The organism is Streptomyces albicerus (assembly GCF_008905045.1).
Taxonomy (GTDB): domain Bacteria; phylum Actinomycetota; class Actinomycetes; order Streptomycetales; family Streptomycetaceae; genus Streptomyces; species Streptomyces albicerus.
In genome coordinates this window covers 1-26,201 of record NZ_VWMY01000025.1, presented here as the reverse complement: position 1 = coordinate 26,201, position 26,201 = coordinate 1, and the positions used below count along the sequence as shown (strand labels likewise).

Below are 26,201 nucleotides of genomic sequence, written 5' to 3'. Positions count from 1 at the left end.
CGGCACCGGAGGATTCCGGTGCCGCCCCTTCCGCCGTGCTGGTCGATCACCGCTGGTCCGTCACCCCCTTGACCGCTCCTGGTCAGAGGCCCCGGCCACCGCCGGTCCTGCTGGGGCTACGACATTCGCAATCGGCGCCGGTCAGCGACTCAAGCAGCGGCGACCACTCCCCCTTTGCTCATCCTTTGCGGGGCAGCCCACAGAATTCGCTTGCGTAAGTCAAGCAATTCCATTTATCATTGAGTGAGTCAAGCAAACCCGCTCCTTCCGACGGAGGCACCGCGATGTCCGACGCCCTTACCCGATCCGCCGAGGCCAGGGGTTCCGCCCCGCCGAGGTCGAGCGCCGTGGTGGCGGTCCTGGCCTTCGCCGGAATCGTCGTCTCGCTGATGCAGACCCTGGTGATCCCGATCGTCCCGGAGCTGCCGAAGTACCTCGACGCCTCGGCGTCGAACACCGCCTGGGCGGTCACCGCCACCCTGCTCGCAGCCGCCGTCGCCACGCCGGTCGTCGGACGCCTGGGAGACATGTTCGGCAAGCGCCGGATGCTGCTGGTCAGCATCGTCCTGCTGGTGAGCGGCTCGGTGGTCGCCGCGCTCAGCGAGTCCCTGGTCCCGATGATCGTCGGACGGGCCCTGCAGGGCCTCGCGGCCGGTGTCGTCCCGCTCGGCATCAGCATCATGCGTGACGTGCTGCCCGCCGAACGGCTCGCCGGCTCCACCGCGCTGATGAGCGCCTCGCTGGGTGTGGGCGGCGCTCTGGGTCTGCCCTCCGCCGCGTTCATCGCCGACAACTACAACTGGCACGTGCTGTTCTGGGTCTCCGCCGTCCTCGGCGCCGTCGCCCTCGTACTCGTCCTGGCGATCGTGCCCGAGTCGAAGGTGCGTACCGGCGGACGCTTCGACCTGATCGGCTCCGTCGGAATGGCCGCGGGTCTGGTGTCCCTGCTGCTGGCCGTCTCCAAGGGCGGCGACTGGGGCTGGACCAGCGGCACGGTCCTCGGTCTGTTCGCCGTCGCGGTCGTCGTCCTGTTGGCGTGGGGCTTCTACGAGCTGCGTACAGCACAGCCGCTGGTGGACCTGCGGACCACCGCCCGCCGGCAGGTGCTGTTCACCAACCTCGCCTCGATCGCGTTCGGCTTCTCGATGTTCGCGATGTCCCTGGTTCTGCCGCAGCTGCTGCAGCTGCCCGAGCAGACCGGCTACGGCCTCGGCCAGTCCATGCTGACCGTCGGCCTCGTGCTGGCCCCGCAGGGTCTGGTGATGATGGCGATGGCGCCGCTGTCCGCCGCCATCTCCAAGACCAAGGGCCCGAAGATCACCCTGATGATCGGTGCCGTGATCGTCGCCGCCGGCTACAGCCTGAACATCGTGCTGATGTCCGAGATCTGGCACCTGATCCTGGTCTCCTGCATCATCGGCGCCGGTGTCGGCTTCGCCTACGGCGCGATGCCCGCGCTCATCATGGGGGCCGTGCCCCCGTCCGAGACGGCCGCCGCCAACAGCCTCAACACCCTGATGCGGTCCATCGGTACGTCGTTCGCCAGCGCCATCGCCGGTGTAGTCCTGGCGCAGATGACGACCGACTTCGGCTCCGCCGCCCTGCCTTCCGAGAACGGCTTCAAGGTGGTCATGGCCATCGGTGCCGGTGCGGCTCTGCTGGCCCTCGTCCTCGCCGCCTTCCTCCCGCGTCAGCGGCCCGCCGCGAAGGCGGTGCCGTCGGCAGGGGGCACCGGCGACGAGCAGGGCGCCGAGGTCGCGGAGGTCTCCGGGGCCAAGTCGTAACGGCCCTCGCGTGCGGTACGAACCCAGGTGGCCGCCTCCCGCAGGAGCGGGAGGCGGCCACCTGGCGCGTGCGACCACGTGCGAAGGCCGGTGACTTCCGTGCGGGTCGTGGGGGCTGGTCGCTCCCCCACTCTCGGCTTCGCTCGAGCGGGGGGACCCCCATCGCGGCGGAGCCGCACGATGTCACAGTCCCGCGCCCCTGAAGGGGCGCCCTCGTCAAGGCTTGCGGGCCAGGCCCCCGTGCTGGCCGATCGGCGTCGGTTCGCCGGTGGCCGACTTCTCCGGGTGCCACAGCGGGACCGAGACCACGCCGGGCTCCACGAGTTCCAGTCCCTCGAAGAACGCCTCGATCTGGGAGACGGGACGGAGGAAGTACGGGACCGCGCCGGTCTCGTTGTAGCCGTCCTGGGCCACTTCGTAGGCCGGGTCGGTGCCGCGGGAGCCGTCGTTGATCGAGAGGTAGCTGCCGGACGGGAGGCCGTCCACGAGGGCGCGGACGAGGGAACGGGCCTGGTCGTAGTCCGTTACGTGGCCGAGGATGCCGCTGAGGATCAGGGCGGTCGGACGGGTGAGGTCGAGGGTCCGGGCGGCGGCCTCGAGGATGCGGTCCGGCTCGTAGAGGCTGGCGTCCACGTAGTCGGTCGCCCCCTCCTTGGAGGAGGTGAGCAGGACGCGGGCGTGGGCGAGGACCAGCGGGTCGTTGTCCACGTAGACGACCTTGGACTCCGGCGCGATCCGCTGGGCTACCTCGTGGGTGTTGTCCACGGTCGGCAGGCCCGTACCGACGTCCAGGAACTGCCGGACGCCCGCCTCCTCCACCAGGTGGCGGATGCTGCGGCCGAGGAAGGCGCGGCTGCTGCGGGCGATGGTCACGATGCCGGGGAAGACGGCGGTGTACGCGTCGCCGGCCGCCTCGTCCACGGGGTAGTTGTCCTTGCCGCCCAGCCAGTAGTTCCAGATCCGGGCCGAGTGGGGCACGGAGGTGTCGATCCTCTGCCTCGCCGCCGAGCCCTCCGGGCCGGTCGAACTCTCGTGGTCGGTCATGGGCACCGTCTTCTCATCCGAGGCGTGTACGAACACGCACAAACCTAAGGGCCAAGGTTCACCGTTCAAGGTCCAAAGCCCAAGATACGTACGCCATTTCGCTTCTCCGGCGTCGGACCTGTCGAGGCCGCTCCCGACCAGAGGGCCGCGCAGGGCTTCAGCGCTGCCCCGAACGGGTGGGCGGGCGCGTGTGATGATGGCGCGAGTCGTGGAGAGAAGCGGGGGTGGTGGCCATGACCAGCCGTTTGCTGATGCCGCACCGGCGGGCGGAACGGGTGGATCGGACGGCACGGGCGGACGTACGGCCGGTGGGCACGCAGGACGTACGGGGCTCGACGCGGGCCACCGCGATCCTGGACTGGGCGGACCCGCGCGTCACGGCTCTGGTGGAGCGGGTGCGGACGGCTCCGGTGGAGCGGGTGCGGGGCGAAGCGTCCGCGGCCGAGACGCTGCGCGTGGCGCACGGGATCATCGCGCGGGACATACGGCCCGTGTACTCCGTCGAGGACCGGCGCCGCGTCTCGCGGACGCTGCGGCTGGGGCGCGGGTCGTGCAGCCAGCGGATGGCCGTGCTGGAGGCGGTCGCCCGCGCGGTGGGCGTGCCCACGCGGGTGCGGGGGCTGCTCGTCGACGGGGTCTTCTGGTATCCGCGGTTTCCCCGGCTGAAGCCGCTGGTGCCGGAACAAGTGCTGCTCGCCTGGCCGGAGTTCCGGCTGGAGGAGGCGTGGGTGCCGGTCGGCGAACTGTTCGGGAGGGCCGACGGCGGCGGCCGGTTCACCAACCGGGGCGGTGAGACGCTCTTCGACGCCGTGGCCCGTACGACGGTGGACTGGGGCGGAGCGGCGAGCTGCGGGGCCCCGGGAGCGGCGTGCGACCTGTCGGCCCAGGTCCTGGTGGATCTGGGGCACTTCGACTCCCGCGACGAGCTGTTCGCACGCCATGGTCAGACACTGTGCTTCACGGCACGGACACTGGGCGAGCCCGTGCTCGGGCGATGGAGCGCGGGGCTATGACAATGGGGTGTGGGCAGCCGCCCGAGCGGCTGCCCACACCCGCACCCCCACCCGTTCACGCGGCCAGCGACACGGCCCCGACCGCCGGAGTCCGCAGGGCCCGGCGGGCCGTGGTGAGGCTGGTCACCAGGGTCGCCGCCGTCGCGACCGCGACGATGCCGAGCCAGATGCCCAGGCCGCGGTCCGGGAGGACCGAGTCCGTGCGGACCATCGTGAAGGGGATGATCCCGGCGAGGCCGGCCGCCGTGCCGAAGAAGACGCCCGTCGCGGTGAGGACGAGGGACTCGATGCCGACCATGCCGAGGACCTGGCCCGGCGTCGCGCCCGCGAGGCGCTGCTGGCCGAACTCCCGGCGGCGGTAAGTGGTCGCCGCGTACAGGGAGTTGATCAGCATGATGCAGGAGAAGACCACGATGATCCCGACGACCGTGAGGTTGAGGGTCTCGAGGTTCTTCGCGTCGACGGACTTCGGGACACCGGAGGCGTCGATGGCGTCGTTCTCGACGGCCTGCATATAGAGGGTCGCCGTCGCCATGCCGGTGAAGAGGATCAACGGCATGAGAACACCGGACAGTTGGGCGGCGCGCTCCCGCATCGTGCGTACGGCGAGGTAGCCGCTCGGGCCGGCGAGGGGGAGCCGGTCGAGGAGGGCCCGCAGGAGCTTCGGGGAGAGGAGCGCGAAGCCGACCGCGAGCAGGATCGAGCCGTATGCCGGAGGTGCCATCAGCGCGGCGTCGGTCGAGGAGAAGGCGAAGGTGGAACAGGCCGACAGGCCACCGAGGATCAGGGCAGCACGGGTGAAAAACGTCCGTCCCCTGCCCCGGGGTTGATGCTTCCTGCTGGCCCGGCGCACCGCGAGGAACGCCGCGCCCGCCGCCGCGAGCACCGTGATGTCGATGCCCGAGTACAGGGCGACGGGACCGAAGGAGTAGTCGACGGACTCGGCGACCTGCCCGCTGTCCTGGAAGAGGTTCAGCAGCGCACGCCCGCCGAGCATCGCGGGGCCGATCGCGAGCAGCGCGCCCACCAGGGCGACCGCCACCGACTCGCCCACGACCATCCGCTTGATCTGCGCGGGGGTCGCGCCGGAGCAGCGCAACAGCTCGATCTCGGAGGCGCGTTGGCGGACGTTCACCGTCAGGGTGGAGGCGACGGCGAAGAACACCAGGAGGGTGCCGTAGCCGCCGACGACGCCCGCCGAGGTGGACAGGGTCTCCGCGCTGACGGAGTCGACGCCCTTCGCGCCTGCCGTGTCGTGCATCGAGTTGAAGGTCATGATGATCGCCGCGCCCAGGAACGCGGACAGCAGCGTCGCGGCGAAGCGCCCGGGGCGCTGCCGGATGGAACGCATGGCCAGAACGAACATGGCGGTCACACCCCCGCCATCACGTCGTCGCCGAGGTGCGCGAGGCGCTCGGCCACCGCGTCCACGGTCGGCTGGTACATCTCGCCCGCGAGCCGGCCGTCCGCGAGGAACACGACCGAGTCGGCGTACGAGGCCGCCACCGGGTCGTGGGTCACCATGACGACCGTACGGCCGTGGATCCGTACGGCCTCCTGGAGCAGCCGCAGGACGTCACGGGCGCTGCGGGTGTCCAGGGCGCCGGTCGGCTCGTCGGCGAAGATCACGCTCGGCTCGGTGACCAGGGCACGGGCGATGGCCACGCGCTGGCGCTGGCCGCCGGAAAGCTGGTCGGGCCGGTGGCCCAGGCGGTCGCCGAGGCCGACGGCGGTCAGGATCTCCTCCACCCGGGCCCGGTTCACGCGGCGGCGGGCGAGCTTGAGCGGCAGGATCGTGTTCTGGGCGACGGTGAGCGTGTCCAGCAGGTTGTACTGCTGGAAGACGAAGCCGATCCGGCTGCGCCGGAACTTCGTCAGCTCGGCCTCGCCGCCGCCGGTCATCTCCGCGCCGTCGACCACGACGATGCCGCTGTCGGGCCGGTCGAGCCCTGCCGCGCACTGCAGCAGCGTGGACTTGCCGGAGCCCGAGGGCCCCATCACGGCGGTGAAGGTGCCGCGCGGCAGCGAGAGCGTCACCCCGTCCAGTGCCGTCACGGCACTGTCGTCACTCCCGTAGGTCTTGCTGACCTTGACCAGCCTCAGCGCCTCGGCGGCGGGGCCCGTGCCGTGGGCTTGGTCACGTCGGTCGGTTCGGCGAAACATCGTCATCAGCCTCCGTCGGGCACGGTCCGTGCCCCGCAGTCGGGCACTTCCTGTGCCTCGCCAAAGACGCTACGGAGAGCGCGGGCCCGGCACATTGGGCGCAGAACCCGTATTGAGGGGTGTACTCAGCGACACCCCGACCCCCTGCACACCCGAGGCCGCAGCGGGCCGGACACAGGGGCCAGGTAGGTGGCATGGCCACAAAGATGCCGGCCCTTTGCCTTCGCTTCGCCGCCCGTACGCCTCCGCTTGCTTGCATCGAGACATGGGCCACATCACGTTCCTCATGGCCGTCGTCGGCGCCGTGCGGGTGGGTGCGGCCGTGACCGCCGACACAGAGCACGGTGAGCAGGGAGAGTACGTTCGATGCAGCTGGACCGGAGCGCCCTCGGCTGGATCGCCGCGGTGACTACCCGGGCGGCGGCACAGACTGACGCCCACGGGAGAAAGAACATGACCGAACTGCTGAGTGGCATGCGCGTCGACTACAGCGACCACGACGACCCCGTGCTGATCCGGCCCGACGGCAGCCCGATCGACACCTGGCGGGAGAACTACCCGTACGCACAGCGCATGGAGCGCAAGGAGTACGACTGGCACAAGCGGCTGCAGCAGATAGAACTGCTGAAGCTGCAGAGCTGGATCAAGGAGACGGGCCGTCGGCTCGTCGTCGTCTTCGAGGGGCGGGACGCGGCCGGCAAGGGCGGCACGATCAAACGCTTCACCGAGCACCTCAACCCCCGGGGTGCGCGGGTGGTCGCCCTGGAGAAGCCGACCGAGCGCGAGCGCGGACAGTGGTACTTCCAGCGGTACGTCGAGCATCTGCCGACGGCCGGGGAGATCGTGCTGTTCGACCGGTCCTGGTACAACCGGGCCGGCGTCGAGCGGGTCATGGGCTTCTGCTCGGACGACGAATACCAGCGCTTCATGCGGCAGGCGCCCGCCTTCGAGCGGATGCTCGTCGACGACGGCGTGGACCTGGTGAAGCTCTGGTTCTCGGTGTCGCAGGGCGAGCAGCGCACCCGGTTCACGATCCGGCAGGTCGATCCCGTACGGCAGTGGAAGCTCAGCCCGATGGACCTGGCCTCGCTGGACCTCTGGGACGACTACACCACCGCGAAGGTCGCCATGTTCCGCGAGACGGACACCGAACAGGCGCCCTGGACCGTGGTGAAGAGCAACGACAAGAAGCGGGCCCGTGTGGAGGCCATGCGGAGTGTGCTGGCCCGCTTCGACTACACGGGCAAGGACCACGAGGTGGTCGGCGAGCCGGATCCGCGGATCGTGGGAGCGGCGGCGACCCTGCTGGAGGAGGGCGAGGGCGACGACTTCCAGGCGGGGGATTTCCAGGCGGGTCTGTAGCGCTCAACGGGGCGGTCTGCAGTGCTCGACCGGGCGGGCGGTTCGTAGCGCTCAGCCGCCGACCGTGAACCCGGTCACCGACCCCCCGCCCTCCCTGCGCCGGGCGAACGGCGCTCCCCCGTGCGCGGTCGCCACCTCGCGGACGATCGACAGGCCGAGTCCCGAGCCCGGCAGGCTCCGGGCGTCCGGCGCGCGGTAGAAGCGGTCGAAGACCCGCTCCAGGTCCTCGTCCGCGATGCCGGGCCCACGGTCGAGGACCTCGATACGGACGGCACCACCAGGACCCGCGCCGCCATCCGCACCCGTCGCCGTCCCCGCGTCCGTCCCCGCACCCGTCCTCACCCCCGCATCCGTCCCCGCACCCGGCCCCATCCCCGTCACCACGATCTCGATCGGCCCGCTCCCGCCCCGGTCGAACTTCGCCGCGTTCTCGACGAGGTTGGACACGGCTCGTTGCAGCGCGCCGGGGCGACCGTCCACGGTCGTGTCGCCGGACACCCGCACCGTGACGACCCGCCCCGTCCGCCGTCGCGCCGCCAGCGCCACCTCGTCCGCGATGTCGGCGACAGCCACCCGCTGGGGCGGCTCGGCGTCCGACTGGCCGGCCGCGAGGTCGACCAACTCGTTGACCAGGTCGGTGAGTTCGCGGGACTCCTGGGCGAGGTCGGTGACCAGTTCCTCGCGGGCGGCGGGCGGGAGTTCGTCGATGCGGCGGAGCATCGAGATGTTGGTGCGCAGCGAGGTCAGGGGCGTACGCAGTTCGTGGCCCGCGTCCTGGACGAGGCGCCGCTGGTCCTCCTCGGACTGGGCGAGGCGCCCCAGCATGCGGTCGAAGGAACGGCCGAGCCGGGCGACCTCGTCGTACCCGGCGACCGGCACCTGGATGCCGAGCCGCCCGGTGCGCGCCACGTCCTCGGCGGCCCCGGCGAGCCGGACGAGCCGCGAGGTGATGCGCCGGGCCAGCCACCAGCCGAAGAGACCGGCGGCGATCACGACGGCGGCCACCAGCAGCACGGTCCGCTGCTGGAGTTCGCGCAGCAGGTCCTCCGTGTCGCTGAACTCCTGCGCGACCTGCACGCCGCCCCGCCCGTCGCCGAGCGCGACGGTCGCGACACGGTACATGTCGTCGCCGACCTCGACGTCCCGGTGCTCGACCAGCCGCCCGGCGGTCCGGGCGCCCGCCGTGATCCGGTCCTCGGTGCCGACCGGCAACGGCGGATGGCCCCGGTCGACGACCGACCCGTCAGGGCCCAGGACCTGTACGACCGTGCCGCTGGGCCGGATCAGTTCGTCGCGCGGGCCGCCGTCGGTGTCGGAGGTGGTGAAGTCGGCGGAGGTCAGGGGGTTCTGGCGCACCTGGCCGAGCAGGTCCTGGACGACGCCCTCGAACACGGTCTGCTGGTCCACGCGCACGAGCCGGGCGGCCGCGTCGTACGACAGGAAACCGACGAGGACGGTGACGGCGGCCGCCACCGCCGCGAACGACACCGTGAAGGTGGTGCGCAGCGAGGACAGCCGCGCCCGGGCCATCCAGCGCCTGACCCGGCCGCCCGGCGGCCGCACTCAGTCCTCCCTCAGCACATACCCCACGCCCCGCACGGTGTGGATCGGCGAGGGCGCGCCCGGCTCGTCGAGCTTGCGCCGCAGATAGCCGACGTACACGGCGAGGTTCTTGGAGCCGGGACCGAAGTCGTAGCCCCAGATGCGGTCGTAGATGGTGGTGTGGTCGAGGACGATGCCGGCGTTGCGGACGAGGAGTTCCAGCAGGTCGAACTCGGTGCGCGTGAGCTCGATCTCACGCGTCCCGCGCCACACGCGGCGGGCCTGCGGATCGAGCAGCAGTCCCGCGGCCGTCAACCTGCCGTCCGGAATGTCCTGCTGTTGCCTGGGTACCTCTTCCGGGGTGCCCGTACGCCGCAGCAACGCCCGGAGCCGGGCGAAGACCTCCTCGACGTCGAAGGGCTTGACCACGTAGTCGTCGGCGCCGGCGTCGAGGCCCGCGATACGGTCGGCGGTCTCGACGAGCGCCGTGAGCATCAGAATGGGGGTGCGGTTGCCCTCGGCACGCAGGACGCGACAGACCTGGAGACCGTCGATGCCCGGCATCATCACATCGAGAACGAGTACGTCAGGCGGGGTGCGGTGGGCCTGCGCGAGCGCCTCGACGCCGTCGGCCACCGCCGTGACCTCGTATCCCTCCAGGGTCAGGGCCCGCTCCAGGGCATGGCGGATCGCGCGGTCGTCCTCGGCGAGCAGCAGATTGTGGGGCACGGGACCAGTCTGCCAAGCCCTGCTGTACGTACTACCTGCTGAAGGGGGGTACGGCCGGCCCTCTTACCCGGCTCTCACCCTGCCGGGACCGGTGGCTTACCTCGCCCAGCCACCGTGTCCCGTATGTGAGGGGCGAGCGCCGCGGACGGGGAGGCCACGCACCGCATGAAGCGCACGGGACGCACGGAACGTAGGGAGACCGCGAAGCGCATGAGCCGTATGGGTCGCATGGGCCGTCGTACGAACCGCATGAGGATCGTGTTCCTGCTGCACAACGCGTACGCCATCGGGGGCACCGTCCGCACGACGCTCAACCTCGCGGCGGCGCTCGCCGAGCGGCACGACGTGGAGATCGTGTCGATGCGGCGGCACCGGGACGAGCCGCGGTTCACCGTCGACCCGCGGATCACGGTGGTGCCGCTGGTGGACGAACGGGAGGGGAGCGACGATCTCGCGGATCCCTCGTACGCGCTGCCCGCCGTCGACTTCCCCTCCTCCGACAAGCGGTACGGGCAGTACACGCGGCTCATCGACCTGCGCGCCCGCGACTACCTCGCGCGCTGCGACGCCGACGTGGTGATCGGCACGCGGCCCGGTATCAACGTCTACGTCTCCCGCTTCGCGCCGCGCCGGGCCCTGCGGATCGCCCAGGAACACCTGCGGCACGACGCGCACAGCAAGCGGCTGCGGGGCGTGCTGGCCCGCGACTACCGCGCCCTCGACGCGGTGGTGACGACGACGGAGGCGGACGCGGAGGTGTACCGCAAGCGGATGCCCATGCCGGGAGTACGGGTCGCCGCGGTGCCGAACATGGTGCCCGCGCCGCACGGCATCACACGCGACGAGACGACGAAGGTGATCGCCGCGGCCGGCCGGCTGGTCCGCGGCAAACGCTTCGACCTGCTGATCGAGGCCTTCTCCGCGGTCGCCTCGAAGGAGCCCGACTGGCAGCTGCGGATCTACGGCGGCGGCCCCGAGCGGGAACACCTCCAGCACCTGATCGACGGCCTGGGCCTGGCGGGACACGCCCGCCTCATGGGTCCGCGTACGCCGATCGAGGCGGAGTTCGCCAAGTCGGCGATGGTGGTCTCGGCGTCGGACGCGGAGTCCTTCGGGATGACGCTGGTCGAGGCGATGCGCTGCGGGGTGCCGGTGATCAGCACGGACTGCCCGCTCGGTCCCGCCGAAATCATCACGGAGGGCGTGGACGGCCGTCTGGTCCCGGTGGGCGACGCCCGCTCCCTCGCGGAGGCGATGCTCGACCTGATCACGGACGAGCCGCTGCGGCGCGCGATGGGCGAGGCGGCGCGGCGCGGCTCCCGCCGCTACGACGCCGGGCCGATCGTGGACCGTTACGAGGCGCTGTTCGCGGAACTGAGGTCGACGCGGGGGCGCCGCGACTGGACTCGCAACCGGGTCCGCGCGGTGGGCTGGGCCCGGCGCAAGGTGCGGCGGTTGCGTCGCGCGGTGAGCGGCCGGACTGCCGTCGGCAACACGAGAACCGCGGGTCCGTGACGCCCAAGAGCTCGGCAGGTCGTGTTATCGGGCGGCTGCGGGTTGTTTGTGGCTGGTCGCGCCCCGCGGCGGAGCCGCATATGTCACAGCCCCGCGCCCCTAAAGGGCGCCTGTGGTGCGGCTTCTTTAAGGGTGCGGGGAACTGCGCGCTCAGCCACGGACAACCCGCGCGCGTCCCCCGCCGGCATCAGCCACTCCGCCCCATCTCGCCCGCCCGAACCCTACTCGGGCCGCAGCGCCGCGAGTTGCTGCTCGAAGGGGATCACTTCGAAGCCACCGGGGAGTACGGGGCCGGTCCGCCGTGTCGCCGGTAGGGCGAGGGCGGGATGCATCAGCCCCGCCAGTTCCCCGGCGGCCCGCTCGATCCGTTCCGCGAGCCCCTCCGCGCCCCAGTCCTCCGAGGCCGCGTAGACCCCGGTCGGCACGACCACGGCCCGCAGGTAGGCGAACAGCGGTCGCAGCGCGTGCTCCAGGACCAGCGAGTGCCGGGCCGTTCCCCCGGTGGCGGCGATGAGCACGGGCTTACCGGCCAGCGCGTCCCGGTCCAGCACGTCGAAGAACGACTTGAACAGTCCGCTGTACGAGGCGGAGAACACCGGCGTGACGACGATCAGCCCGTCCGCCGAAGCCACCGCGTCGAGTGCCGCACCGAGCGCGGGGCCCGGAAACCCGTTGGTGAGGTTGTGCGCGATCTCGACCGCGAGGTCGCGCAACTCCACCACCTGGACCTCGACCGGGTCCTCCGCCGGCGCCCGCCCGGAGACGGCCGTCGCGAGCCGGTCGCCCAGCAGCCGGGTGGACGACGGGACGCTCAGCCCCGCCGAGACGACGACCAGCTTCATGACACGGTCACCTCCTTGTCGGCAGCGGCGGCAGCAGCCACGCGCGCCGCGTGCGTGGGAGCCTCCGGCACATCGGCCGGACGGCCCTTGGCGAACTCCTCGCGCAGGACGGGGACGACCTCCTCGCCCAGCATGTCGATCTGCTCGAGCACGGACTTGAGCGGCAGCCCGGCGTGGTCGACGAGGAACAACTGCCGCTGGTAGTCACCGGCGTAGTCCCGGAAGGCCAGCGTCTTCTCGATGACCTGCTCCGGCGAGCCGACCGTCAGCGGAGTCTGCTCGGTGAACTCCTCCAGCGACGGTCCGTGCCCGTACACCGGCGCGTTGTCGAAGTACGGCCGGAACTCCCGTACCGCGTCCTGGGAGTTGCGCCGCATGAACACCTGTCCGCCGAGCCCGACGATCGCCTGCTCGGGCGTGCCGTGCCCGTAGTGCGCGTACCGCGACCGGTACAGCTCGACCATCCGCTTCGTGTGGTCGGCCGGCCAGAAGATGTTGTTGTGGAAGAACCCGTCACCGTAGTACGCGGCCTGCTCCGCGATCTCCGGCGACCGGATCGAGCCGTGCCAGACGAACGGCGGCACGTCGTCCAGCGGCCGGGGCGTCGACGTGAACGACTGCAGCGGCGTACGGAACTTGCCCTCCCACGTCACCACGTCCTCGCGCCACAGGCGGTACAGCAGCGCGTAGTTCTCGATGGCGAGGTTGATGCCCTGCCGTATGTCCTGCCCGAACCAGGGATAGACCGGCCCGGTGTTGCCGCGTCCCATCATCACGTCCACGCGCCCGTCCGCCAGATGCTGGAGCATCGCGAAGTCCTCGGCGATCTTCACCGGGTCGTTGGTGGTGATGAGGGTGGTGGAGGTGGAGAGGATGAGGTTCTCGGTGCGCGCGGCGATCCAGCCGAGCATGGTGGTCGGCGACGACGGCACGAACGGCGGGTTGTGGTGCTCGCCGGTCGCGAAGACGTCGAGACCGACCTCCTCGGCCTTCTGCGCGATGGCGACCATGGCCTTGATCCGCTCGTGCTCGGACGGCGTACGGCCCGTGGTCGGGTCCGGCGTGACGTCGCCGACGCTGAAGATGCCGAACTGCATGGCTGCCTCATCCTCCGGAGGTTGTTTACGATTCAACTATACCCCGCCAACGATGGCCCCCGCCGGGCTATTCCCCGGTGCCCACTGTCTGTTCCTCTTGCCGGCGCCCGTTGTCAGTGCCCGTTGTCAGTGCCCGGTCCTACGATCCTCGTATGGCCGCCCCACGCCGTGACACCCGAGGCATCGTCGGCGCCGCGGAGCTCTTCGCGCGCGTGGACTTCCGCCGCCCCGAGCCCGCCGAACCCCTCCGCCACCACATCGAGCAGTACTGGCTGATCGACTGGGACCTTTCCGAACCGTACGTCTCCCAGGTGGTCCCGCACCCCGCGGTCCACATCGTCTTCCAGCAGTTCGAGGGCCAGGCACCCTTCGTCGAGGTCGCGGGCATCCAGTTCGGCCTCTTCACACAGAAGCTGGAAGGGCGGGGACGGGTGTGCGGCATCAAGTTCCGGCCGGGCGGCTTCGGCCCCTTCGCGCCGGGACAGCCGGTGTCGGACTGGACGGGCAAGCGCCTTCCCCTGACCGACGTCCTCCCCGCCACACGGGACGACATCGAGACCGTACTCAGCGCCGTCCTCACCCCGGCCGACGAGGCCGACCGCGTGGCCGCGCTCGACGCGTTCCTGCTCGGCCTCGCCCCGGCCTCCGACCCCCGCGCCGACCTGGCCATGACCCTCGTCGACCGCATCCGCACCGACCGCACGATCCGCCGCGTCTCCGACTTCGCCCGCGAGCAGGGCATGACGGTACGGGCGATGCAGCGCCTCTTCTCCACATACGTAGGCGTGGGCCCCAAGTGGATCATCCTCCGCTATCGCATCCACGAGGCCCTGGAGCACGCCGAAACCGACCGCATGGTGGACTGGGCCACCCTCGCCACCGACCTCGGCTACGCGGACCAGGCCCACCTGATCCGCGACTTCACAGCAACGGTGGGGGTACCTCCGGCGGCATACGCCCAGGCTGGCGCCTCGTAAGGGGCGCGTCGGGCCGTGCCCCGTCTGGGGCGCGGCGCCGTGTCAATTTGCGGCTCCGCCGTGTGTCCGCGCCCCGTCGCATGGGCGCGCCCCGTAAGGGGCGCGGGGAACTGCGCGACCAGCCCCCACCGGCCCGCAGCCACCCACCGACCTGTTCGACTCCAGCCGGCGCAGCGCCCCGCAGCCATACACCGAACCGACGAACCCCTCAGGACCGAACGAAGCCCTCAGGGAACCAGCACCACCCGCCCCCGCACCCCACCCTCGGCCAACCGCGCATGCGCCTTCACCACATCACCCAGCGCAAACATCTCGGCGACCCGCGTCGTCAGCACCCCCGTATCAACCAGCCCCACCAACTCCGCAAGCCGCCCTCCATCGGCAACCACATTCACCGTCCCGACCCGCACCCCCCGCACGGAAGCGGGACCGGCCTCCGGAATGACCCCCACGTACACGCCCCCGTCCCGCACCCACTCCAGCGCGACCCCGCCGAGCACCCCGGCGTCCAGCACCGCCCCCGCACTGCCCGCCGCGACACCGCCCGAGACGAAGTGGGCCGCCCCCAGCGACCGTACGAGCTCCTCATCGGCCGCCCGGGCAAGCGCGGTCACAGCTATCCCACGGTGGGCCGCAAGCTGGACGGCATAACCACCGACCGCACCCGCCGCCCCCGTGATCAGAAGGCTCTGCCCGGCATCCAAGCCGAGCAGGTCCAGCGCCTGCGCGGCGGCCAGGGCGTTCAGCGGCAGCGTGGCCGCGTGCACCGCGTCGACCGAGGCCGGCGCCTTGGCCACCGCATCGGCGTCCACGACCACGTAATCCGCGTGCGTACCAAGGGGCTTGAGCAGGCCGTGATGGAGCGCGACGACCTCGTCGCCCACCGACCAACTCGTCGACGCCCCGGTCGCGTCCACCGTTCCGGCCACGTCCCAGCCGAGCCCGAAACGCTCTCCCCCACCGCCGAAGACACCCGAACGGGCGGCCGCGTCGGCCGGATTCAGCGCCGCGGCCGCGACCTTGATCCGCACCTGCCGGGCGGCCGGTTCCGGCACGTCCGTCTCGACAACCTCCACGGCCTCCGGACCACCGAACTCCGTGACAACTGCTGCACGCATGTCAACTCTCCCCATTTACAGGCGTTTTGCGGGGCTATCTGCCCCGTTGCAACAACCTTAGGAAGAGCTACTCTCTTTTCGTAAGCAGGCACCTGAAGGTGCGTACATCACCCAGAGGTATCCACACCGGAGGCGAGCCATGGCGACGATGACGGCGGCCCAGCGGCGCGACCAGGCACGGGCCGAGTACGACGCGTTCCTCAAGGGCTGCCCGACCAACCAGCTCCTCGCCCGCATCAGCGACAAGTGGGTCAGCCTCGTCGTCAGCGCGCTCGCCGAGCGGCCCATGCGCTACAGCGACATCGGTCGGAAGATCGCGGGGGTCAGCCCCAAGATGCTGACGCAGACGCTGCGTTCCCTGGAGCGGGACGGGATCGTGTCGCGGACCGTGACGCCGTCCGTCCCGGTGCGCGTCGACTACGAGCTCACACCGCTCGGCGTGAACCTGAGCCGCCTGCTCATGGCCGTGAAGGACTGGGCGGAGCTGCACATCGAGGAGGTCTTCGAGGCACGGGAGCAGTACGACGCGTCGGTGTCCTGAACTCGACATCCTGAACTCGGCGTCCTGAACATCGAGCACGCGCCCCGGAACGTAAGGGAGGGCTGGACCCCCGAACGTGACGGAGGGCTGGATCCCCGAGAACGTGACGGAGGGCTAGAAGGCGTACGTGTCCCCGGTGTCCAGCACCAGCACCTTCTGCCGGTCGTTGTTGTGGTTGCGATCCACCGCGCCGCCGCCCCACACCGTGTCGATGTCCACCGTCGCCTCGGACGGCGCCCCGCGCAGCCGTACCGCCATGGTGATCGTCTGCCCCCGGCCGTCCGCCGGCAGCGCCCCCGTCCGGCACACCACCGCCCGCGCCTCGGCCCGCGCGCACCCGCCCGGCAGCCGCTGCTCGTCCGCGAGCGGCACCGACCACCGCAGCCGAACCGTCGCGTCCGCGACACCGGACGGGCCGTGGTTCTGCGGGGTCATCCGCAGCTCCACCCGCCCGCCGGCCATCGACAGGTGCCCGTGAAAGGCGAGATCGGCCTCGGGCGCCGCCGCCACGGCCGAGGTGGCCGCACCCACGCCCGGGGTGGCCGCACCCACGGCCGGGGTCGCCACCGCCCCCACCGCGACGGCCGCCGCCCCCAGCGCACAAAGAATCCGCATGTGTCATGTCCTCCGCGTCAGCCCTGCGTAACCGCATGTCAACGGATGTATGCCACCTGAGCGGCACCGCAGGCGCCGCCCATCAGGTGAGACGGCGCCGACGCGAACCCGCCGAGGTGACCCGGAACGGCCGTACGCGGGCATGCAAAAGTGACCGCATGTTCGTCCTCCGCTCCGCCGCCCTGTTCGTCCTCGCCGCGCTCCTGGAGATCGGCGGCGCCTGGCTGGTCTGGCAGGGCGTACGCGAACACCGCGGCCTGCTGTGGATCGGCGCGGGCGTCATGGCTCTCGGCGCGTACGGCTTCGTCGCCACGCTCCAGTCAGACGGGAACTTCGGCCGGGTCCTCGCCGCGTACGGCGGGGTCTTCGTCGCCGGTTCCCTCGCCTGGGGCATGGTCGCGGACGGCTTCCGCCCCGACCGCTGGGATGTCACGGGCGCGCTGATCTGCCTCGCGGGCATGGCGGTGATCATGTACGCGCCGCGCGGCTGAACCCGGCGGAGCGACCCCGCCGGAGCGCCCCCGCCGGAGCGACAAGTTGGCCTCAGGCCGGCAGGTCCTCCGGCAGCAGCCCCAGCTGTCCGAGGAAGTCCAGCTGATCGAAGTAGAGCCGGTAGCTGGCGATCCGGCCGTCCTCGTCGATGGTGGCGAAGTCGACCCCGCGGATCCTGATCTCCTTCTGGGTCGCGGGCAGCGACTCCCCCGAGGGCAGCTGGATGGGCCCGGTGTTCTTGCCGTGGAAGAAGCCCTCGTCGATGGCGGTGTTGCCGATCTCGTACGAGTACACCGGCTCGTACGTGGCCTCCGGGATCGCGTCCGTCATCTGCCGCCAGTACTCGACGATGTTGTCGCGCCCGTGGATCTCTCCGCCGTCGGGCGTGACGGCGACCGCGTCCGCCGCGTAGAGCTCGGCGATGGCCTTGATGTCCGGGGTCGTGGTGAGGGCCTCGGTGAGCCGGTCCATGACCTCACGTGCCTGTCCCATTGATCCACCTCCTGCACAGGGGATCACCCACCTCGATTTTCCCACCGTCCCAGGTCCTGTGCACCAGGTCACCGACCGGCCGTTCGCCCCGCCCGCATATCCTGACTGGCGAAGCAATCGCCCGTACGAGCGAGCGGCAGCCTCCGGTCGCCGCCTCCCCCCTCCCCCGAGGAGCAGCCCATGACCGCCGCCGCGCCCACCGCGCCCGCCGCCGCCTCCCGCATCGCCGTCATCACCGGCGCGAGCAGCGGAATCGGCGCCGCGACGGCCCGGCAGCTGGCGCGGGCGGGCTACCGCGTCGTCCTCACGGCCCGCCGCAAGGACCGTATCGAGGCGCTCGCGGAGGAGATCAACGCGGCGGGCGGCCAGGCGACGGCCTACGCGCTGGACATCACCGACCGCGCGGCGGTCGACGAGTTCGCGACGGCCTTCAGGACGATCGGCGTCCTGATCAACAACGCGGGCGGCGCACTCGGCGCCGACCCCGTCGCGTCCGGCGACCCGGCGGAGTGGCGCCAGATGTACGAGACGAACGTCATCGGCACGCTGAACATCACCCAGGCCCTCCTCCCCGCGCTGACCGCGAGCGGCGACGGCACGGTGGTCGTCGTCTCCTCGACCGCGGGACACGGCACGTACGAGGGAGGCGCGGGCTACGTGGCCGCCAAGCACGCCGAGCACGTCCTCGCCGAGACCCTCCGCCTGGAGATCGTCGGCACCCCGGTCCGAGTGATCGAGATCGCCCCCGGCATGGTCAAGACGGACGAGTTCGCCCTGACCCGCTTCGGCGGCGACACCGAGAAGGCGGCGAACGTCTACGCCGGCGTGGCGGAGCCCCTGACCGCCGACGACGTCGCCGACACGATCACCTGGACGGTCACCCGCCCCTCCCACGTCAACATCGACCTCCTGGTCGTACGCCCCCGGGCCCAGGCCTCCAACACAAAGGTCCACAGGGAGCTGTAGTGCAGGACGCCGAATCCGCGGCGAAAGAGCCCGTCCAGGAACCGCCCGCCGGGGATCAGCCCTCCCCGGAACCGCCCGCCCGGGATCAGGAGCAACGCCGCCTGGCCCAGGAGAAGAAGGACGAACGCTACGTCTGGTGGTACCTCGCGTACTTCCTCTTCGGCATCCACATCGTGGCGTTCGTGATGATCTACGCGGTGACGCACGCGAAGTAGTGCCCTGACCGACAATCAGGACCAGGCCGCCAAAGCGATTTCACCCACGCCGGGCTCCCGCCCGCCATTTCTCCCGCACGCCCCGGTAGTCGACCACGAAGATCCCTTCCTCCTTCAGGAGTTCACGGGCCTCGTCCGAAACCAGAAACTCGTGGTCACTGAGCCGGACCCGCCACCCCTCGGGCTCAACGGCCCGCGCTTCCTCGTCCTCGAGCCCCGGATGCACGGCCCACTCGCTCAGCCCGACCGGAAGCTCCCGCAAGAGCCGCGCGTACCGATCCGCCTTGCGGTCGAGCGGCAGCGAAAAGCTGTCGAGAAAGTCGTTGTCGACGACCGGAAGCCCGCGCACTTTCCGCCGCCCGCTCTCCCCCCAAACCCGCACGGCGAGCCCGTACTCCGCTGCCAGCGCGACGGTCGACTCAAAGATGTCGTCCCGCCCTCCATCGGCCAGGCAATGCCAGTCCAGATGGGTCGGCTCCAGCCCGCGCCCCACAACAGCGTCAATCTGAGCCCGGAATTCCACCTCGACGTCCTCGATCCGAGCCCGCTCCATCAACTCGGAACACCGGCTGGCCGCATAGAGCTCCCCGCTCTCATCGAGCAAGGAGCCCACGCCCTCCTTCGGAGAAACGGGCCCCCACCCGCCTCTCCGCTGCCGCTCCACATCACACACGAGCGTGAGATGTACCCCGAACGGAATCTCCGGCCGTTCCCGCAACAACCGCATCGCCTCGCCGGCCCCTGGACACGGCACCATCAGGCTGCAAGAACTCGCGATCCCCCGCTCTATCGCCTCGACGACGGCGGCATTGACCCCTCGACGCATGCCGAAGTCATCACAGTTGACGAGGAGGACACGGGCATCGGCCGGAAATCCCAACAACTCACTGGACAGCACAGGGAGTTCAGCCCTTCACACAGACGACCTGCTTCAGCTTCGCCACAACCTCCACGAGGTCCCGCTGCTGATCGATGACCTTCTCGATCGGCTTGTACGCACCCGGGATCTCGTCCACGACGCCGGAGTCCTTGCGGCACTCCACGCCATGCGTCTGCTCTTCCAGATCCTTCGTCGAGAAGCGACGCTTGGCGGCATTACGGCTCATACGCCGACCCGCCCCGTGGGAGGCCGAGTTGAAGGCCTTCTCGTTGCCGAGACCCTTCACGATGTACGAACCCGTGCCCATCGAGCCCGGAATGATCCCGTACTCGCCGGAGCCCGCGCGGATCGCGCCCTTACGGGTCACCAACAGGTCCATTCCGTCGTACCGCTCCTCGGCCACGTAATTGTGATGAGCACTGATCTCCGGCTCGAAAGTCGGCTTCGCCTTCTTGAACTCCTTGCGGACCACGTCCTTCAGGAGCGCCATCATGAGCGTGCGGTTGTACTTCGCGTACTCCTGCGCCCAGAACAGGTCGTTGCGGTACGCGGCCATCTGCGGCGTGTCCGCGATGAAGACGGCGAGGTCACGGTCGATCAGACCCTGGTTGTGCGGGAGCTTCTGGGCAATGCCGATGTGGTGCTCGGCCAGTTCCTTGCCGATGTTCCGGGAACCGGAGTGCAGCATCAGCCAGACAGAACCGGTCGTGTCCGTGCACACCTCGACGAAGTGGTTGCCGGATCCGAGCGTTCCCATCTGCTTGGTCGCCCGCTCCTGACGGAACTTCACGGCCTCGGCAACGCCGTCGAACCGCCCCCAGAAGTCGTCCCACCCCGCCGTGGCCAGCCCATGAAGCCGCCCAGGATCAACCGGGCTGTCATGCATCCCTCGCCCCACCGGAATGGCCTGCTCAACCTTCGACCGCAGCCGCGAGAGATCCCCCGGCAGGTCATTGGCCGTCAGAGACGTCTTGACCGCGGACATCCCGCATCCGATGTCGACCCCGACCGCCGCAGGACACACGGCCCCCTGCATGGCAATCACAGAACCGACCGTCGCGCCCTTCCCGAAGTGCACGTCAGGCATGACGGCGAGCCCCTTGATCCAGGGCAGCGTGGAGACGTTGCGGAGCTGCTGCATCGCAACGTCCTCCACCGACCCCGGATCCGTCCACATGCGGATCGGAACCTTCGCCCCCGGCACCTCTACGTACGGCATATCGTCCTCATTCCCCCGGAACCAAACAGAAGTCATAAATCGCAAAACCGGCGCCAAGGTCAACGTTTGGGACAACGGACCGGCGTCCGCGGCAGTGCGTGCGATACACATTGTCTCCAGGGGCCGCCCCCGCGCGGCAACCGAATAACCACAGCACACCCCGGTCGCGGGCAGAGCCGAGCGACCCGTCGAGAGGAGCCCCACCGTGCAGCGGAAGGCGTACGTAACCGGCGTCGCCGCGCTCCTCGCGGTGCTGCTGGCCGGCTGCACCGGTGGATCGGCGGACGAAGACGACCCGACCGACCCGAAGCCGGGCGACACCGCCACGACGGCGACCGAGGCGCAGCCCGGCAAGTACCGCACGCTCCCGGAGCCGTGCGGCGCGGTGTCGCACGGCACGCTCGACTCGCTCCTGCCCGGCATCAAGCAGGTCACGGACGAGGAGCAGCGCGAGAAGGCGTACGAGGGCACGGCCACGCCGACGTTCGACACGGACCGTAAGGTCGGCTGTCGCTGGAAGGCGGAGTCGAGGACCGCGACGGACCATCTGTGGGTGGACTTCGAGCGTGTGGTCTCGTACGACAACGCGGTCAGCGACGACGACCGCGCGTCGGAGATCTACGGGAAGAAGGAGACGGCGGCGGATCTCCCGGAGCCGGTCGCGTCGTCCGAATCCCCTACGGGGGAGTCCGAGCCCAGCTCGTCCCCGTCCTCCGGCGCGTCGGGCAGCCCGTCGGCCGACGCGAGCGGCGACGAGGACGGCAGCCCCTCCGCCACCCCCTCCGACGGCGACAGCGCGACGTCCACCCCCGCCGCCCTCCAGCCCCGCACGCTCGACAACCTGGGCGACGAGTCGTTCCTCGACGACGCGCTGAGCGGCTCCCAGCAGCGCACGGTGACTGTGGTGTTCCGCACGTCCAACGTGGTCGTGACGATCCAGTACGACGAGCAGCCGGCGACCACGACGGACGTCCCGAGCAGCGAGGAAATGCAGGACAGGGCGCGGAAACTGGCGGGTCAGCTCGCGGAGACGTTCGACGAGTAGGGGCGGTCTGCGGGGTTTTCGGACTCGGCGGAACGAGAGTCACACCTGTCTCGTACGGCGTACCGTGGCCCCTCGGACCCGACCGAGTGCGGCCGGCCGAGGACGCGGCCGTTCGCACGCACACCCGAGCGTCTTGAGTGAAGGAACCATGCACCGACCCGTACAGCGACAGCGTCAGCGACTCACCCGCATTCTGGTCTGCGCGGCCGCCGTCCCGGTGATGCTTGTCGTCTCCGGCTGCTCCTCGGACTCCGGCGACGGCTCCGGCGACGACGCGAAGAAGGACTCCGGCGCCTCTGCGTCGTCCTCCGCCACGAAGGCGGGTGCGGTGGTGAAGGAGGCGACGTACGCGAAGCTTCCGCAGCCTTGCGACGTGTTCTCGGCGAAGACTGTGAAGGAGTTGGTCCCGCAGGGTACCAAGTCCGACAAGGAGGGCAAGTCGGATGATGTCTCGACACGTGGCAGCTGCTCCTGGAACAGCCTGGACAACAACGGTGTGGACGGTTCGCAGTTCCGCTGGCTGAATGTGTCGCTGCTGCGTTTCGAGTCGACCGAGACCCGCGGCACGGGCGAGAAGCTGGCCGCGGAGTACTACGCGAAGCAGGTCGAGGACGCGCGGTCGGTGGCCGAGGCGAAGAGCGTCAAGTCGCAGCCGGTGTCCGGTACGGGCACCGAGGCGACGCTGGTGACGTACGACCTGAAGAAGAAGGAAGGCACCTTCAAGCAGCAGACGGTCGTGACGCGGGTCGAGAACGTCGTCGTGACGCTGGACTACAACGGCGCGGGCCTCGCAGGTGACAAGTCCCCGAAGGCGGCGGACCTGTCGAAGGCGGCGGAGAAGGCCGCGAAGGAGGCCGTGCAGGCGGTGGTGACCGCGAACGAGGGCGGCGCCGCGGCCGGTTCCGGCGCGAGCCCGAGCCAGAGCCCCGGCAAGGGCGCGAGCCCCAGCAAGAGCCCGAGCAAGTCCGCGAGTCCCAGCAAGTCCGCCGCGAAGAAGAGCTGACGGACCGGGCGCAGGGACCGAGTCCAGAACTGAGGCGTCCAATCCGGATGCGCTCCGACTCGCAGCCGGACCAGGACATTTGCAGGAGCCCGGCCCCCGCGAAGGCCGGGCTCCTCCCGTACCGCGCACCCGTAGCCCGCACACATGTGCCACCCTGTTGCGCGCAACAGGTAGTCATGGGAGGGGAGTACGGGTGACCGCGCCAATGCAGCTCACAAAGACGCACCGGGTACTCATCGGGGTGGTCGTCTTCGGAGCGGTCGTCATCGCCGGAATCGGCTTCGCCGGTTCGTACGCGGCGGTCCGCGAACTCGCCCTCCAGAAGGGCTTCGGGAAGTTCAGTTACGTCTTCCCGATCGGTATCGACGCGGGTATCTGCGTCCTGCTCGCGCTCGACCTGCTCCTCACCTGGATCAGGATCCCGTTCCCGCTGCTGCGTCAGACGGCGTGGCTGCTGACGGCGGCGACGATCGCGTTCAACGGCGCGGCCGCCTGGCCGGACCCGCTGGGCGTGGGCATGCACGGCGTCATACCGATCCTGTTCGTGGTCTCCGTGGAGGCGGCCCGGCACGCGATCGGCCGGATCGCGGACATCACGGCCGACAAGCACATGGAGGGCGTACGCCTCACCCGCTGGCTCCTCTCCCCCCTGCCGACCTTTCTCCTCTGGCGCCGGATGAAGCTGTGGGAACTGCGTTCCTACGAGCAGGTCATCAAGCTGGAGCAGGAACGTCTCGTCTACCAGGCGCGGCTGCGCTCCCGCTTCGGCCGCGGCTGGCGCCGTAAGGCTCCGGTGGAGTCGCTGATGCCGCTGCGGCTGGCCCGTTACGGCGTGCCCCTGGCGGAAACGGCCCCCTCGGGCCTCGCGGCGGCGGGCATCGAGCCGGCACTGCTGCCTCCGGCGCCCCGGCAGCAGACGGAACTGGAGCGGGTCGAGGCACCGGCGGCAACCCCGGCCCAGGTGGGCCCGGCGGCACCGCCCGCCGAGCAGCACCACCGGCAACCGGACGACGACCGCTCCCCCGCCCCGGACCAGGAATACGCACAGGAGCCGGAGTCGAGCCCGTGGTTCGAGGCCCCGCAGCAGGAGATCGTCTACGAGGGCGGCTACGACCCCTCGTACATGCCCGACCAGATGTGGGCCCAGTACGAGGCGCAGCAGGCCCAGTACGAGGCCGAGCAGCGCCAGGCGTACCAGAACGGACAGGGGCAGGTGCTTCAGGAGTACGAGGAGCGGGAGCCCTCTCCGGAGGACACCGGCACCTTCCCGATCCCGTCGGGCCCGAACCGCACCCGTCCGCTCGGTGAGGGCGGCGGTACCCCGGCCCCGGAGCCGGACGAGGAGTCGTTCTACCAGGTCTTCAAGCAGTCGATAAACGGCAGTTACCCGACCCCGCGCGAGTTCGGTGACAACGTCGAGGCCGAGTTCCGCATCACCCTCCCCGAGCCGGAGGCCAAGCGGTTGGTCACCCGCTTCACCAACCGCCACACCATGGAACTGGAAGAGGACCACATCGCGTAAGGGCCTGCGCGTAAGGACCGGCGCAGGACATGCGTGCGTACGTGGATGGGGGCGCCCGGAGATCTCCGGGCGCCCCCATCCACGTACTGCCTACTGCCGTACTGCCGACTACTCTCCCAGCAGCTTCCGCACCCGCTCCTGGCCCACGGCGAGGAGCAGGGTGGGCAGGCGGGGCCCGGTGTCACGGCCCACCAGCAGGTGGTAGAGCAGGGCGAAGAAGGTGCGCTGGGCGACCTTGATCTCCGCCGGGAGTTCCTTGGGGGTGGCGTCGGGGGCGAAGCCGGCCTGGACCTTGGGAACCCCGTACACCAGATGCGTGAGGCCATCCAGCGACCAGTGCGAGTCGAGGCCGTCGAGCAGCAGCCGGAGCGATTCGCGGCCCTGGTCGTCGAGGGACTTGAGCAGCTCGGTGTCGGCCTCGTCCCGGACGACGGTCCGCTGGTCGGCGGGGACCTGGGTGTTGATCCAGGCCTCGGCCCTGTCGAGCCGCGGCCGGACCTCGTCGAGCGACGAGAGCGGGTTGGCCGGGTCGAGTTCGCTAAGGATGCGCAGGGTCTGGACCTCGGCGCCCGCGGTGATGTCGGCGACGGAGGCGAGCGTGCGGTACGGCATGGGGCGGGGCGTCTTCGGCAGCTCCCCGGCGGCGGTGCCGACGGCACGCGAGTAGGCGGCGACGTCCGCCGGGAGGGCGGAGCCGTCGGCGACCTTCGCGGCCAGCTTGTCCCACTCGTCGTAGAGCCGCTGGATCTCCTGATCGAAGGCGATCTTGAAGGACTGGTTGGGCCGACGACGGGCGTAGAGCCAGCGCAGGAGCTGCGGCTCCATGATCTTCAGCGCGTCGCCGGGCGTGGGCACGCCGCCGCGGGAGGACGACATCTTCGCCATCCCGGAGATCCCCACGAAGGCGTACATGGGCCCGATGGGCTGCTTGCCGCCGAAGATGCTCCCGACGATCTGTCCGCCGACCTGGAAGCTGGACCCCGGGGACGAGTGGTCGACCCCGCTGGGCTCGAAGACGACGCCTTCGTAGGCCCAGCGCATCGGCCAGTCGACCTTCCACACCAGCTTGCCGCGGTTGAACTCGGTCAGCCGGACGGTCTCCGAGAAGCCGCACGCGGCGCAGGTGTACGTCAGCTCGGTGGTGTCGTCGTCGTAGGCCGTGACGGTGGTGAGGTCCTTGCCGCAGCCGCCGCAGTAGGGCTTGTACGGGAAGTACCCGGCGGACCCGGTGCCGTCGTCCTCGGCGGCCGCACCCGACCCCTCGGCAGCTTCGAGCTCGGCCTCGTCGAGAGGCTTCTGCGACTTCTTGGCCGGGACCTTCTTGGTCCGGTACTGGTCAAGGATCGCGTCGATGTCACCGCGGTGCTTCATCGCGTGCAGGATCTGCTCGCGGTACGCACCCGAGGTGTACTGCTCGGTCTGGCTGATCCCGTCGAACTCGACGCCCAGCTCGGCAAGGGCGTCGATCATGGCGGCCTTGAAGTGCTCGGCCCAGTTGGGGTGGGCGGACCCCTTCGGGGCGGGCACGGAGGTCAGGGGCCTGCCGATGTGCTCGGCCCAGGACTCGTCGACGCCGGCGACGCCGTTCGGCACCTTGCGGTAGCGGTCGTAGTCGTCCCAGGAGATCAGATGCCTGACCTGGTACCCCCGCCGCCGGATCTCGTCGGCGACGAGATGCGGCGTCATGACCTCGCGCAGGTTCCCGAGGTGGATGGGGCCGGACGGCGACAGTCCGGACGCGACGACGACACGTTTGCCCGGGGCTCGGCGCTCCGACTCCTCGATGACCTCATCCGCGAAACGGGAGACCCAGTCGGTGGTCTCGGTGCTCTGAGCCACGATCGGCACGTCCTTCTTTCTCAACAGACTCGTCATGGGCCGGCGGTACGGTTCGCACGGCTGACCGCCCCATTCTCCCAGCTCTCCCCGCATCCACGAAAACGGCTTTTCATCGCCCCCGCCGCCCCTACCCTTTCAGCCCCTCCGGCGTTTGAGGAGCGGGGGTCCAGGGGGCCGGCCCCCTGG

25 protein-coding genes are annotated in these 26,201 nt (G+C 70.2%); 12 read left to right on the top strand and 13 right to left on the bottom strand.

Annotation, left to right across the window (positions count from 1 at the left end):
- The first annotated feature begins 284 nt into the window (after window positions 1-284).
- Window positions 285-1,784 carry an MFS transporter gene (locus tag GAS53_RS23090; protein WP_151479592.1) on the top strand — a complete coding sequence of 500 codons (1,500 nt, stop codon included), beginning with the start codon at window positions 285-287 and terminating at the stop codon, window positions 1,782-1,784.
- Window positions 1,785-2,000: 216 nt separating this feature from the next.
- Here the strand turns inward: GAS53_RS23090 and GAS53_RS23085 are convergent, their stop codons facing one another.
- The gene (locus tag GAS53_RS23085; RefSeq protein WP_151479591.1) at window positions 2,001-2,828 is read right to left on the bottom strand and encodes an SAM-dependent methyltransferase; all 828 of its coding nucleotides are present in this window, start codon (window positions 2,826-2,828) and stop codon (window positions 2,001-2,003) included.
- A gap of 233 nt (window positions 2,829-3,061) precedes the next feature.
- Here GAS53_RS23085 and GAS53_RS23080 point away from each other — a divergent pair, with 233 nt between their 5' ends.
- Entirely contained in the window at window positions 3,062-3,841 is a 780-nt protein-coding gene (locus tag GAS53_RS23080; RefSeq protein ID WP_151479590.1) for a transglutaminase domain-containing protein, read from the top strand.
- Window positions 3,842-3,896: 55 nt separating this feature from the next.
- Here the strand turns inward: GAS53_RS23080 and GAS53_RS23075 are convergent, their stop codons facing one another.
- Together GAS53_RS23075 and GAS53_RS23070 are read right to left on the bottom strand one after the other, a co-directional pair.
- Entirely contained in the window at window positions 3,897-5,207 is a 1,311-nt protein-coding gene (locus GAS53_RS23075) for an ABC transporter permease (protein WP_151479589.1), read from the bottom strand.
- Window positions 5,208-5,212: 5 nt separating this feature from the next.
- A complete protein-coding gene (locus GAS53_RS23070; protein WP_404829274.1) occupies window positions 5,213-6,010 on the bottom strand; it encodes an ABC transporter ATP-binding protein in 798 nt (265 codons plus the stop codon).
- A 447-nt stretch (window positions 6,011-6,457) separates the two neighbouring features.
- On the opposite strand from GAS53_RS23070, the gene ppk2 reads away from it, so the two are divergent.
- Window positions 6,458-7,366, top strand: a complete 909-nt coding sequence (gene ppk2 / locus GAS53_RS23065; RefSeq protein ID WP_151479588.1) for a polyphosphate kinase 2 — start codon at window positions 6,458-6,460, stop codon at window positions 7,364-7,366.
- Window positions 7,367-7,417: 51 nt separating this feature from the next.
- Here ppk2 and GAS53_RS23060 read toward each other — a convergent pair whose 3' ends face one another.
- On the bottom strand, window positions 7,418-8,896 hold the full coding sequence (locus GAS53_RS23060; RefSeq protein WP_151479711.1) for a HAMP domain-containing sensor histidine kinase: 1,479 nt from the start codon (window positions 8,894-8,896) through the stop codon (window positions 7,418-7,420).
- A gap of 33 nt (window positions 8,897-8,929) precedes the next feature.
- Complete coding sequence (locus GAS53_RS23055; RefSeq protein WP_151479587.1) at window positions 8,930-9,637, bottom strand: response regulator transcription factor; 708 nt, start codon at window positions 9,635-9,637, stop codon at window positions 8,930-8,932.
- A gap of 249 nt (window positions 9,638-9,886) precedes the next feature.
- Between GAS53_RS23055 and GAS53_RS23050 the strand changes: the two genes are divergently transcribed.
- Window positions 9,887-11,152: a glycosyltransferase family 4 protein gene (locus tag GAS53_RS23050; protein ID WP_151479710.1), complete on the top strand. Its 1,266-nt coding sequence runs from the start codon at window positions 9,887-9,889 to the stop codon at window positions 11,150-11,152.
- Between the two features lie 221 nt (window positions 11,153-11,373).
- Here GAS53_RS23050 and GAS53_RS23045 read toward each other — a convergent pair whose 3' ends face one another.
- On the bottom strand, window positions 11,374-11,994 hold the full coding sequence (locus tag GAS53_RS23045; protein ID WP_151479586.1) for an FMN reductase: 621 nt from the start codon (window positions 11,992-11,994) through the stop codon (window positions 11,374-11,376).
- Window positions 11,991-13,091, bottom strand: coding sequence for an LLM class flavin-dependent oxidoreductase (locus GAS53_RS23040; protein ID WP_151479585.1), 1,101 nt, complete (start codon window positions 13,089-13,091; stop codon window positions 11,991-11,993). Before GAS53_RS23040 ends, GAS53_RS23045 begins: the two co-directional genes overlap by 4 nt.
- Before the next feature lie 152 nt (window positions 13,092-13,243).
- Here GAS53_RS23040 and GAS53_RS23035 point away from each other — a divergent pair, with 152 nt between their 5' ends.
- Window positions 13,244-14,068: a helix-turn-helix domain-containing protein gene (locus tag GAS53_RS23035; protein ID WP_151479584.1), complete on the top strand. Its 825-nt coding sequence runs from the start codon at window positions 13,244-13,246 to the stop codon at window positions 14,066-14,068.
- A gap of 227 nt (window positions 14,069-14,295) precedes the next feature.
- Here the strand turns inward: GAS53_RS23035 and GAS53_RS23030 are convergent, their stop codons facing one another.
- The gene (locus GAS53_RS23030) at window positions 14,296-15,186 is read right to left on the bottom strand and encodes an alcohol dehydrogenase catalytic domain-containing protein (protein WP_151479583.1); all 891 of its coding nucleotides are present in this window, start codon (window positions 15,184-15,186) and stop codon (window positions 14,296-14,298) included.
- Window positions 15,187-15,325: 139 nt separating this feature from the next.
- Here GAS53_RS23030 and GAS53_RS23025 point away from each other — a divergent pair, with 139 nt between their 5' ends.
- Window positions 15,326-15,727, top strand: a complete 402-nt coding sequence (locus GAS53_RS23025; protein WP_151479582.1) for a winged helix-turn-helix transcriptional regulator — start codon at window positions 15,326-15,328, stop codon at window positions 15,725-15,727.
- A gap of 114 nt (window positions 15,728-15,841) precedes the next feature.
- On the opposite strand, the gene GAS53_RS23020 is transcribed toward GAS53_RS23025, so the two are convergent.
- The gene (locus GAS53_RS23020; RefSeq protein WP_151479581.1) at window positions 15,842-16,342 is read right to left on the bottom strand and encodes a hypothetical protein; all 501 of its coding nucleotides are present in this window, start codon (window positions 16,340-16,342) and stop codon (window positions 15,842-15,844) included.
- 158 nt (window positions 16,343-16,500) lie between these two features.
- Between GAS53_RS23020 and GAS53_RS23015 the strand changes: the two genes are divergently transcribed.
- Complete coding sequence (locus tag GAS53_RS23015; protein ID WP_151479580.1) at window positions 16,501-16,833, top strand: YnfA family protein; 333 nt, start codon at window positions 16,501-16,503, stop codon at window positions 16,831-16,833.
- Window positions 16,834-16,885: 52 nt separating this feature from the next.
- On the opposite strand, the gene GAS53_RS23010 is transcribed toward GAS53_RS23015, so the two are convergent.
- Window positions 16,886-17,326 carry an ester cyclase gene (locus GAS53_RS23010; RefSeq protein WP_151479579.1) on the bottom strand — a complete coding sequence of 147 codons (441 nt, stop codon included), beginning with the start codon at window positions 17,324-17,326 and terminating at the stop codon, window positions 16,886-16,888.
- A gap of 180 nt (window positions 17,327-17,506) precedes the next feature.
- Between GAS53_RS23010 and GAS53_RS23005 the strand changes: the two genes are divergently transcribed.
- Window positions 17,507-18,292: an SDR family NAD(P)-dependent oxidoreductase gene (locus tag GAS53_RS23005; protein WP_151479578.1), complete on the top strand. Its 786-nt coding sequence runs from the start codon at window positions 17,507-17,509 to the stop codon at window positions 18,290-18,292.
- Complete coding sequence (locus GAS53_RS23000; RefSeq protein ID WP_151479577.1) at window positions 18,292-18,507, top strand: hypothetical protein; 216 nt, start codon at window positions 18,292-18,294, stop codon at window positions 18,505-18,507. The genes GAS53_RS23005 and GAS53_RS23000 overlap by 1 nt, the downstream gene beginning before the upstream one ends.
- A 40-nt stretch (window positions 18,508-18,547) precedes the next feature.
- Here GAS53_RS23000 and GAS53_RS22995 read toward each other — a convergent pair whose 3' ends face one another.
- Both GAS53_RS22995 and GAS53_RS22990 read right to left on the bottom strand, forming a co-directional pair.
- Window positions 18,548-19,405 carry a polysaccharide deacetylase family protein gene (locus tag GAS53_RS22995; RefSeq protein WP_225859043.1) on the bottom strand — a complete coding sequence of 286 codons (858 nt, stop codon included), beginning with the start codon at window positions 19,403-19,405 and terminating at the stop codon, window positions 18,548-18,550.
- Window positions 19,406-19,412: 7 nt separating this feature from the next.
- Window positions 19,413-20,606, bottom strand: coding sequence for an RtcB family protein (locus GAS53_RS22990; RefSeq protein WP_151479576.1), 1,194 nt, complete (start codon window positions 20,604-20,606; stop codon window positions 19,413-19,415).
- 205 nt (window positions 20,607-20,811) lie between these two features.
- Between GAS53_RS22990 and GAS53_RS22985 the strand changes: the two genes are divergently transcribed.
- The 3 genes from GAS53_RS22985 to GAS53_RS22975 all read left to right on the top strand — a co-directional run bounded on the left by GAS53_RS22985 (window position 20,812) and on the right by GAS53_RS22975 (window position 24,176).
- Window positions 20,812-21,651, top strand: a complete 840-nt coding sequence (locus tag GAS53_RS22985) for a DUF3558 domain-containing protein (protein ID WP_151479575.1) — start codon at window positions 20,812-20,814, stop codon at window positions 21,649-21,651.
- 148 nt (window positions 21,652-21,799) lie between these two features.
- Window positions 21,800-22,654 (top strand): DUF3558 family protein, encoded by an 855-nt coding sequence (locus GAS53_RS22980; RefSeq protein ID WP_151479574.1) that lies wholly within the window; start codon window positions 21,800-21,802, stop codon window positions 22,652-22,654.
- Window positions 22,655-22,859: 205 nt separating this feature from the next.
- Window positions 22,860-24,176 carry a DUF2637 domain-containing protein gene (locus GAS53_RS22975; RefSeq protein ID WP_151479573.1) on the top strand — a complete coding sequence of 439 codons (1,317 nt, stop codon included), beginning with the start codon at window positions 22,860-22,862 and terminating at the stop codon, window positions 24,174-24,176.
- A gap of 108 nt (window positions 24,177-24,284) precedes the next feature.
- Here GAS53_RS22975 and lysS read toward each other — a convergent pair whose 3' ends face one another.
- On the bottom strand, window positions 24,285-26,024 hold the full coding sequence (lysS, locus tag GAS53_RS22970) for a lysine--tRNA ligase (protein ID WP_151479708.1): 1,740 nt from the start codon (window positions 26,022-26,024) through the stop codon (window positions 24,285-24,287).
- Window positions 26,025-26,201 lie beyond the last annotated feature (177 nt).

Coding starts and splice junctions, on each gene's coding strand:
- GAS53_RS23085 (WP_151479591.1), bottom strand. CDS start 2,828: ATGACCGACCACGAGAGTTCGACCGGCCCGGAGGGCTCGGCGGCGAGG.
- GAS53_RS23045 (WP_151479586.1), bottom strand. CDS start 11,994: ATGAAGCTGGTCGTCGTCTCGGCGGGGCTGAGCGTCCCGTCGTCCACC.
- ppk2 (WP_151479588.1), top strand. CDS start 6,458: ATGACCGAACTGCTGAGTGGCATGCGCGTCGACTACAGCGACCACGAC.
- GAS53_RS23010 (WP_151479579.1), bottom strand. CDS start 17,326: ATGGGACAGGCACGTGAGGTCATGGACCGGCTCACCGAGGCCCTCACC.
- GAS53_RS23005 (WP_151479578.1), top strand. CDS start 17,507: ATGACCGCCGCCGCGCCCACCGCGCCCGCCGCCGCCTCCCGCATCGCC.
- GAS53_RS23075 (WP_151479589.1), bottom strand. CDS start 5,207: ATGTTCGTTCTGGCCATGCGTTCCATCCGGCAGCGCCCCGGGCGCTTC.
- GAS53_RS23090 (WP_151479592.1), top strand. CDS start 285: ATGTCCGACGCCCTTACCCGATCCGCCGAGGCCAGGGGTTCCGCCCCG.
- GAS53_RS22975 (WP_151479573.1), top strand. CDS start 22,860: ATGCAGCTCACAAAGACGCACCGGGTACTCATCGGGGTGGTCGTCTTC.
- GAS53_RS23060 (WP_151479711.1), bottom strand. CDS start 8,896: ATGGCCCGGGCGCGGCTGTCCTCGCTGCGCACCACCTTCACGGTGTCG.
- GAS53_RS23025 (WP_151479582.1), top strand. CDS start 15,326: ATGGCGACGATGACGGCGGCCCAGCGGCGCGACCAGGCACGGGCCGAG.
- GAS53_RS23015 (WP_151479580.1), top strand. CDS start 16,501: ATGTTCGTCCTCCGCTCCGCCGCCCTGTTCGTCCTCGCCGCGCTCCTG.
- GAS53_RS23070 (WP_404829274.1), bottom strand. CDS start 6,010: ATGACGATGTTTCGCCGAACCGACCGACGTGACCAAGCCCACGGCACG.
- GAS53_RS23080 (WP_151479590.1), top strand. CDS start 3,062: ATGACCAGCCGTTTGCTGATGCCGCACCGGCGGGCGGAACGGGTGGAT.
- GAS53_RS23040 (WP_151479585.1), bottom strand. CDS start 13,091: ATGCAGTTCGGCATCTTCAGCGTCGGCGACGTCACGCCGGACCCGACC.
- GAS53_RS23030 (WP_151479583.1), bottom strand. CDS start 15,186: ATGCGTGCAGCAGTTGTCACGGAGTTCGGTGGTCCGGAGGCCGTGGAG.
- GAS53_RS22990 (WP_151479576.1), bottom strand. CDS start 20,606: ATGCCGTACGTAGAGGTGCCGGGGGCGAAGGTTCCGATCCGCATGTGG.
- GAS53_RS23050 (WP_151479710.1), top strand. CDS start 9,887: ATGAGGATCGTGTTCCTGCTGCACAACGCGTACGCCATCGGGGGCACC.
- GAS53_RS23020 (WP_151479581.1), bottom strand. CDS start 16,342: ATGCGGATTCTTTGTGCGCTGGGGGCGGCGGCCGTCGCGGTGGGGGCG.
- GAS53_RS23035 (WP_151479584.1), top strand. CDS start 13,244: ATGGCCGCCCCACGCCGTGACACCCGAGGCATCGTCGGCGCCGCGGAG.
- GAS53_RS22980 (WP_151479574.1), top strand. CDS start 21,800: ATGCACCGACCCGTACAGCGACAGCGTCAGCGACTCACCCGCATTCTG.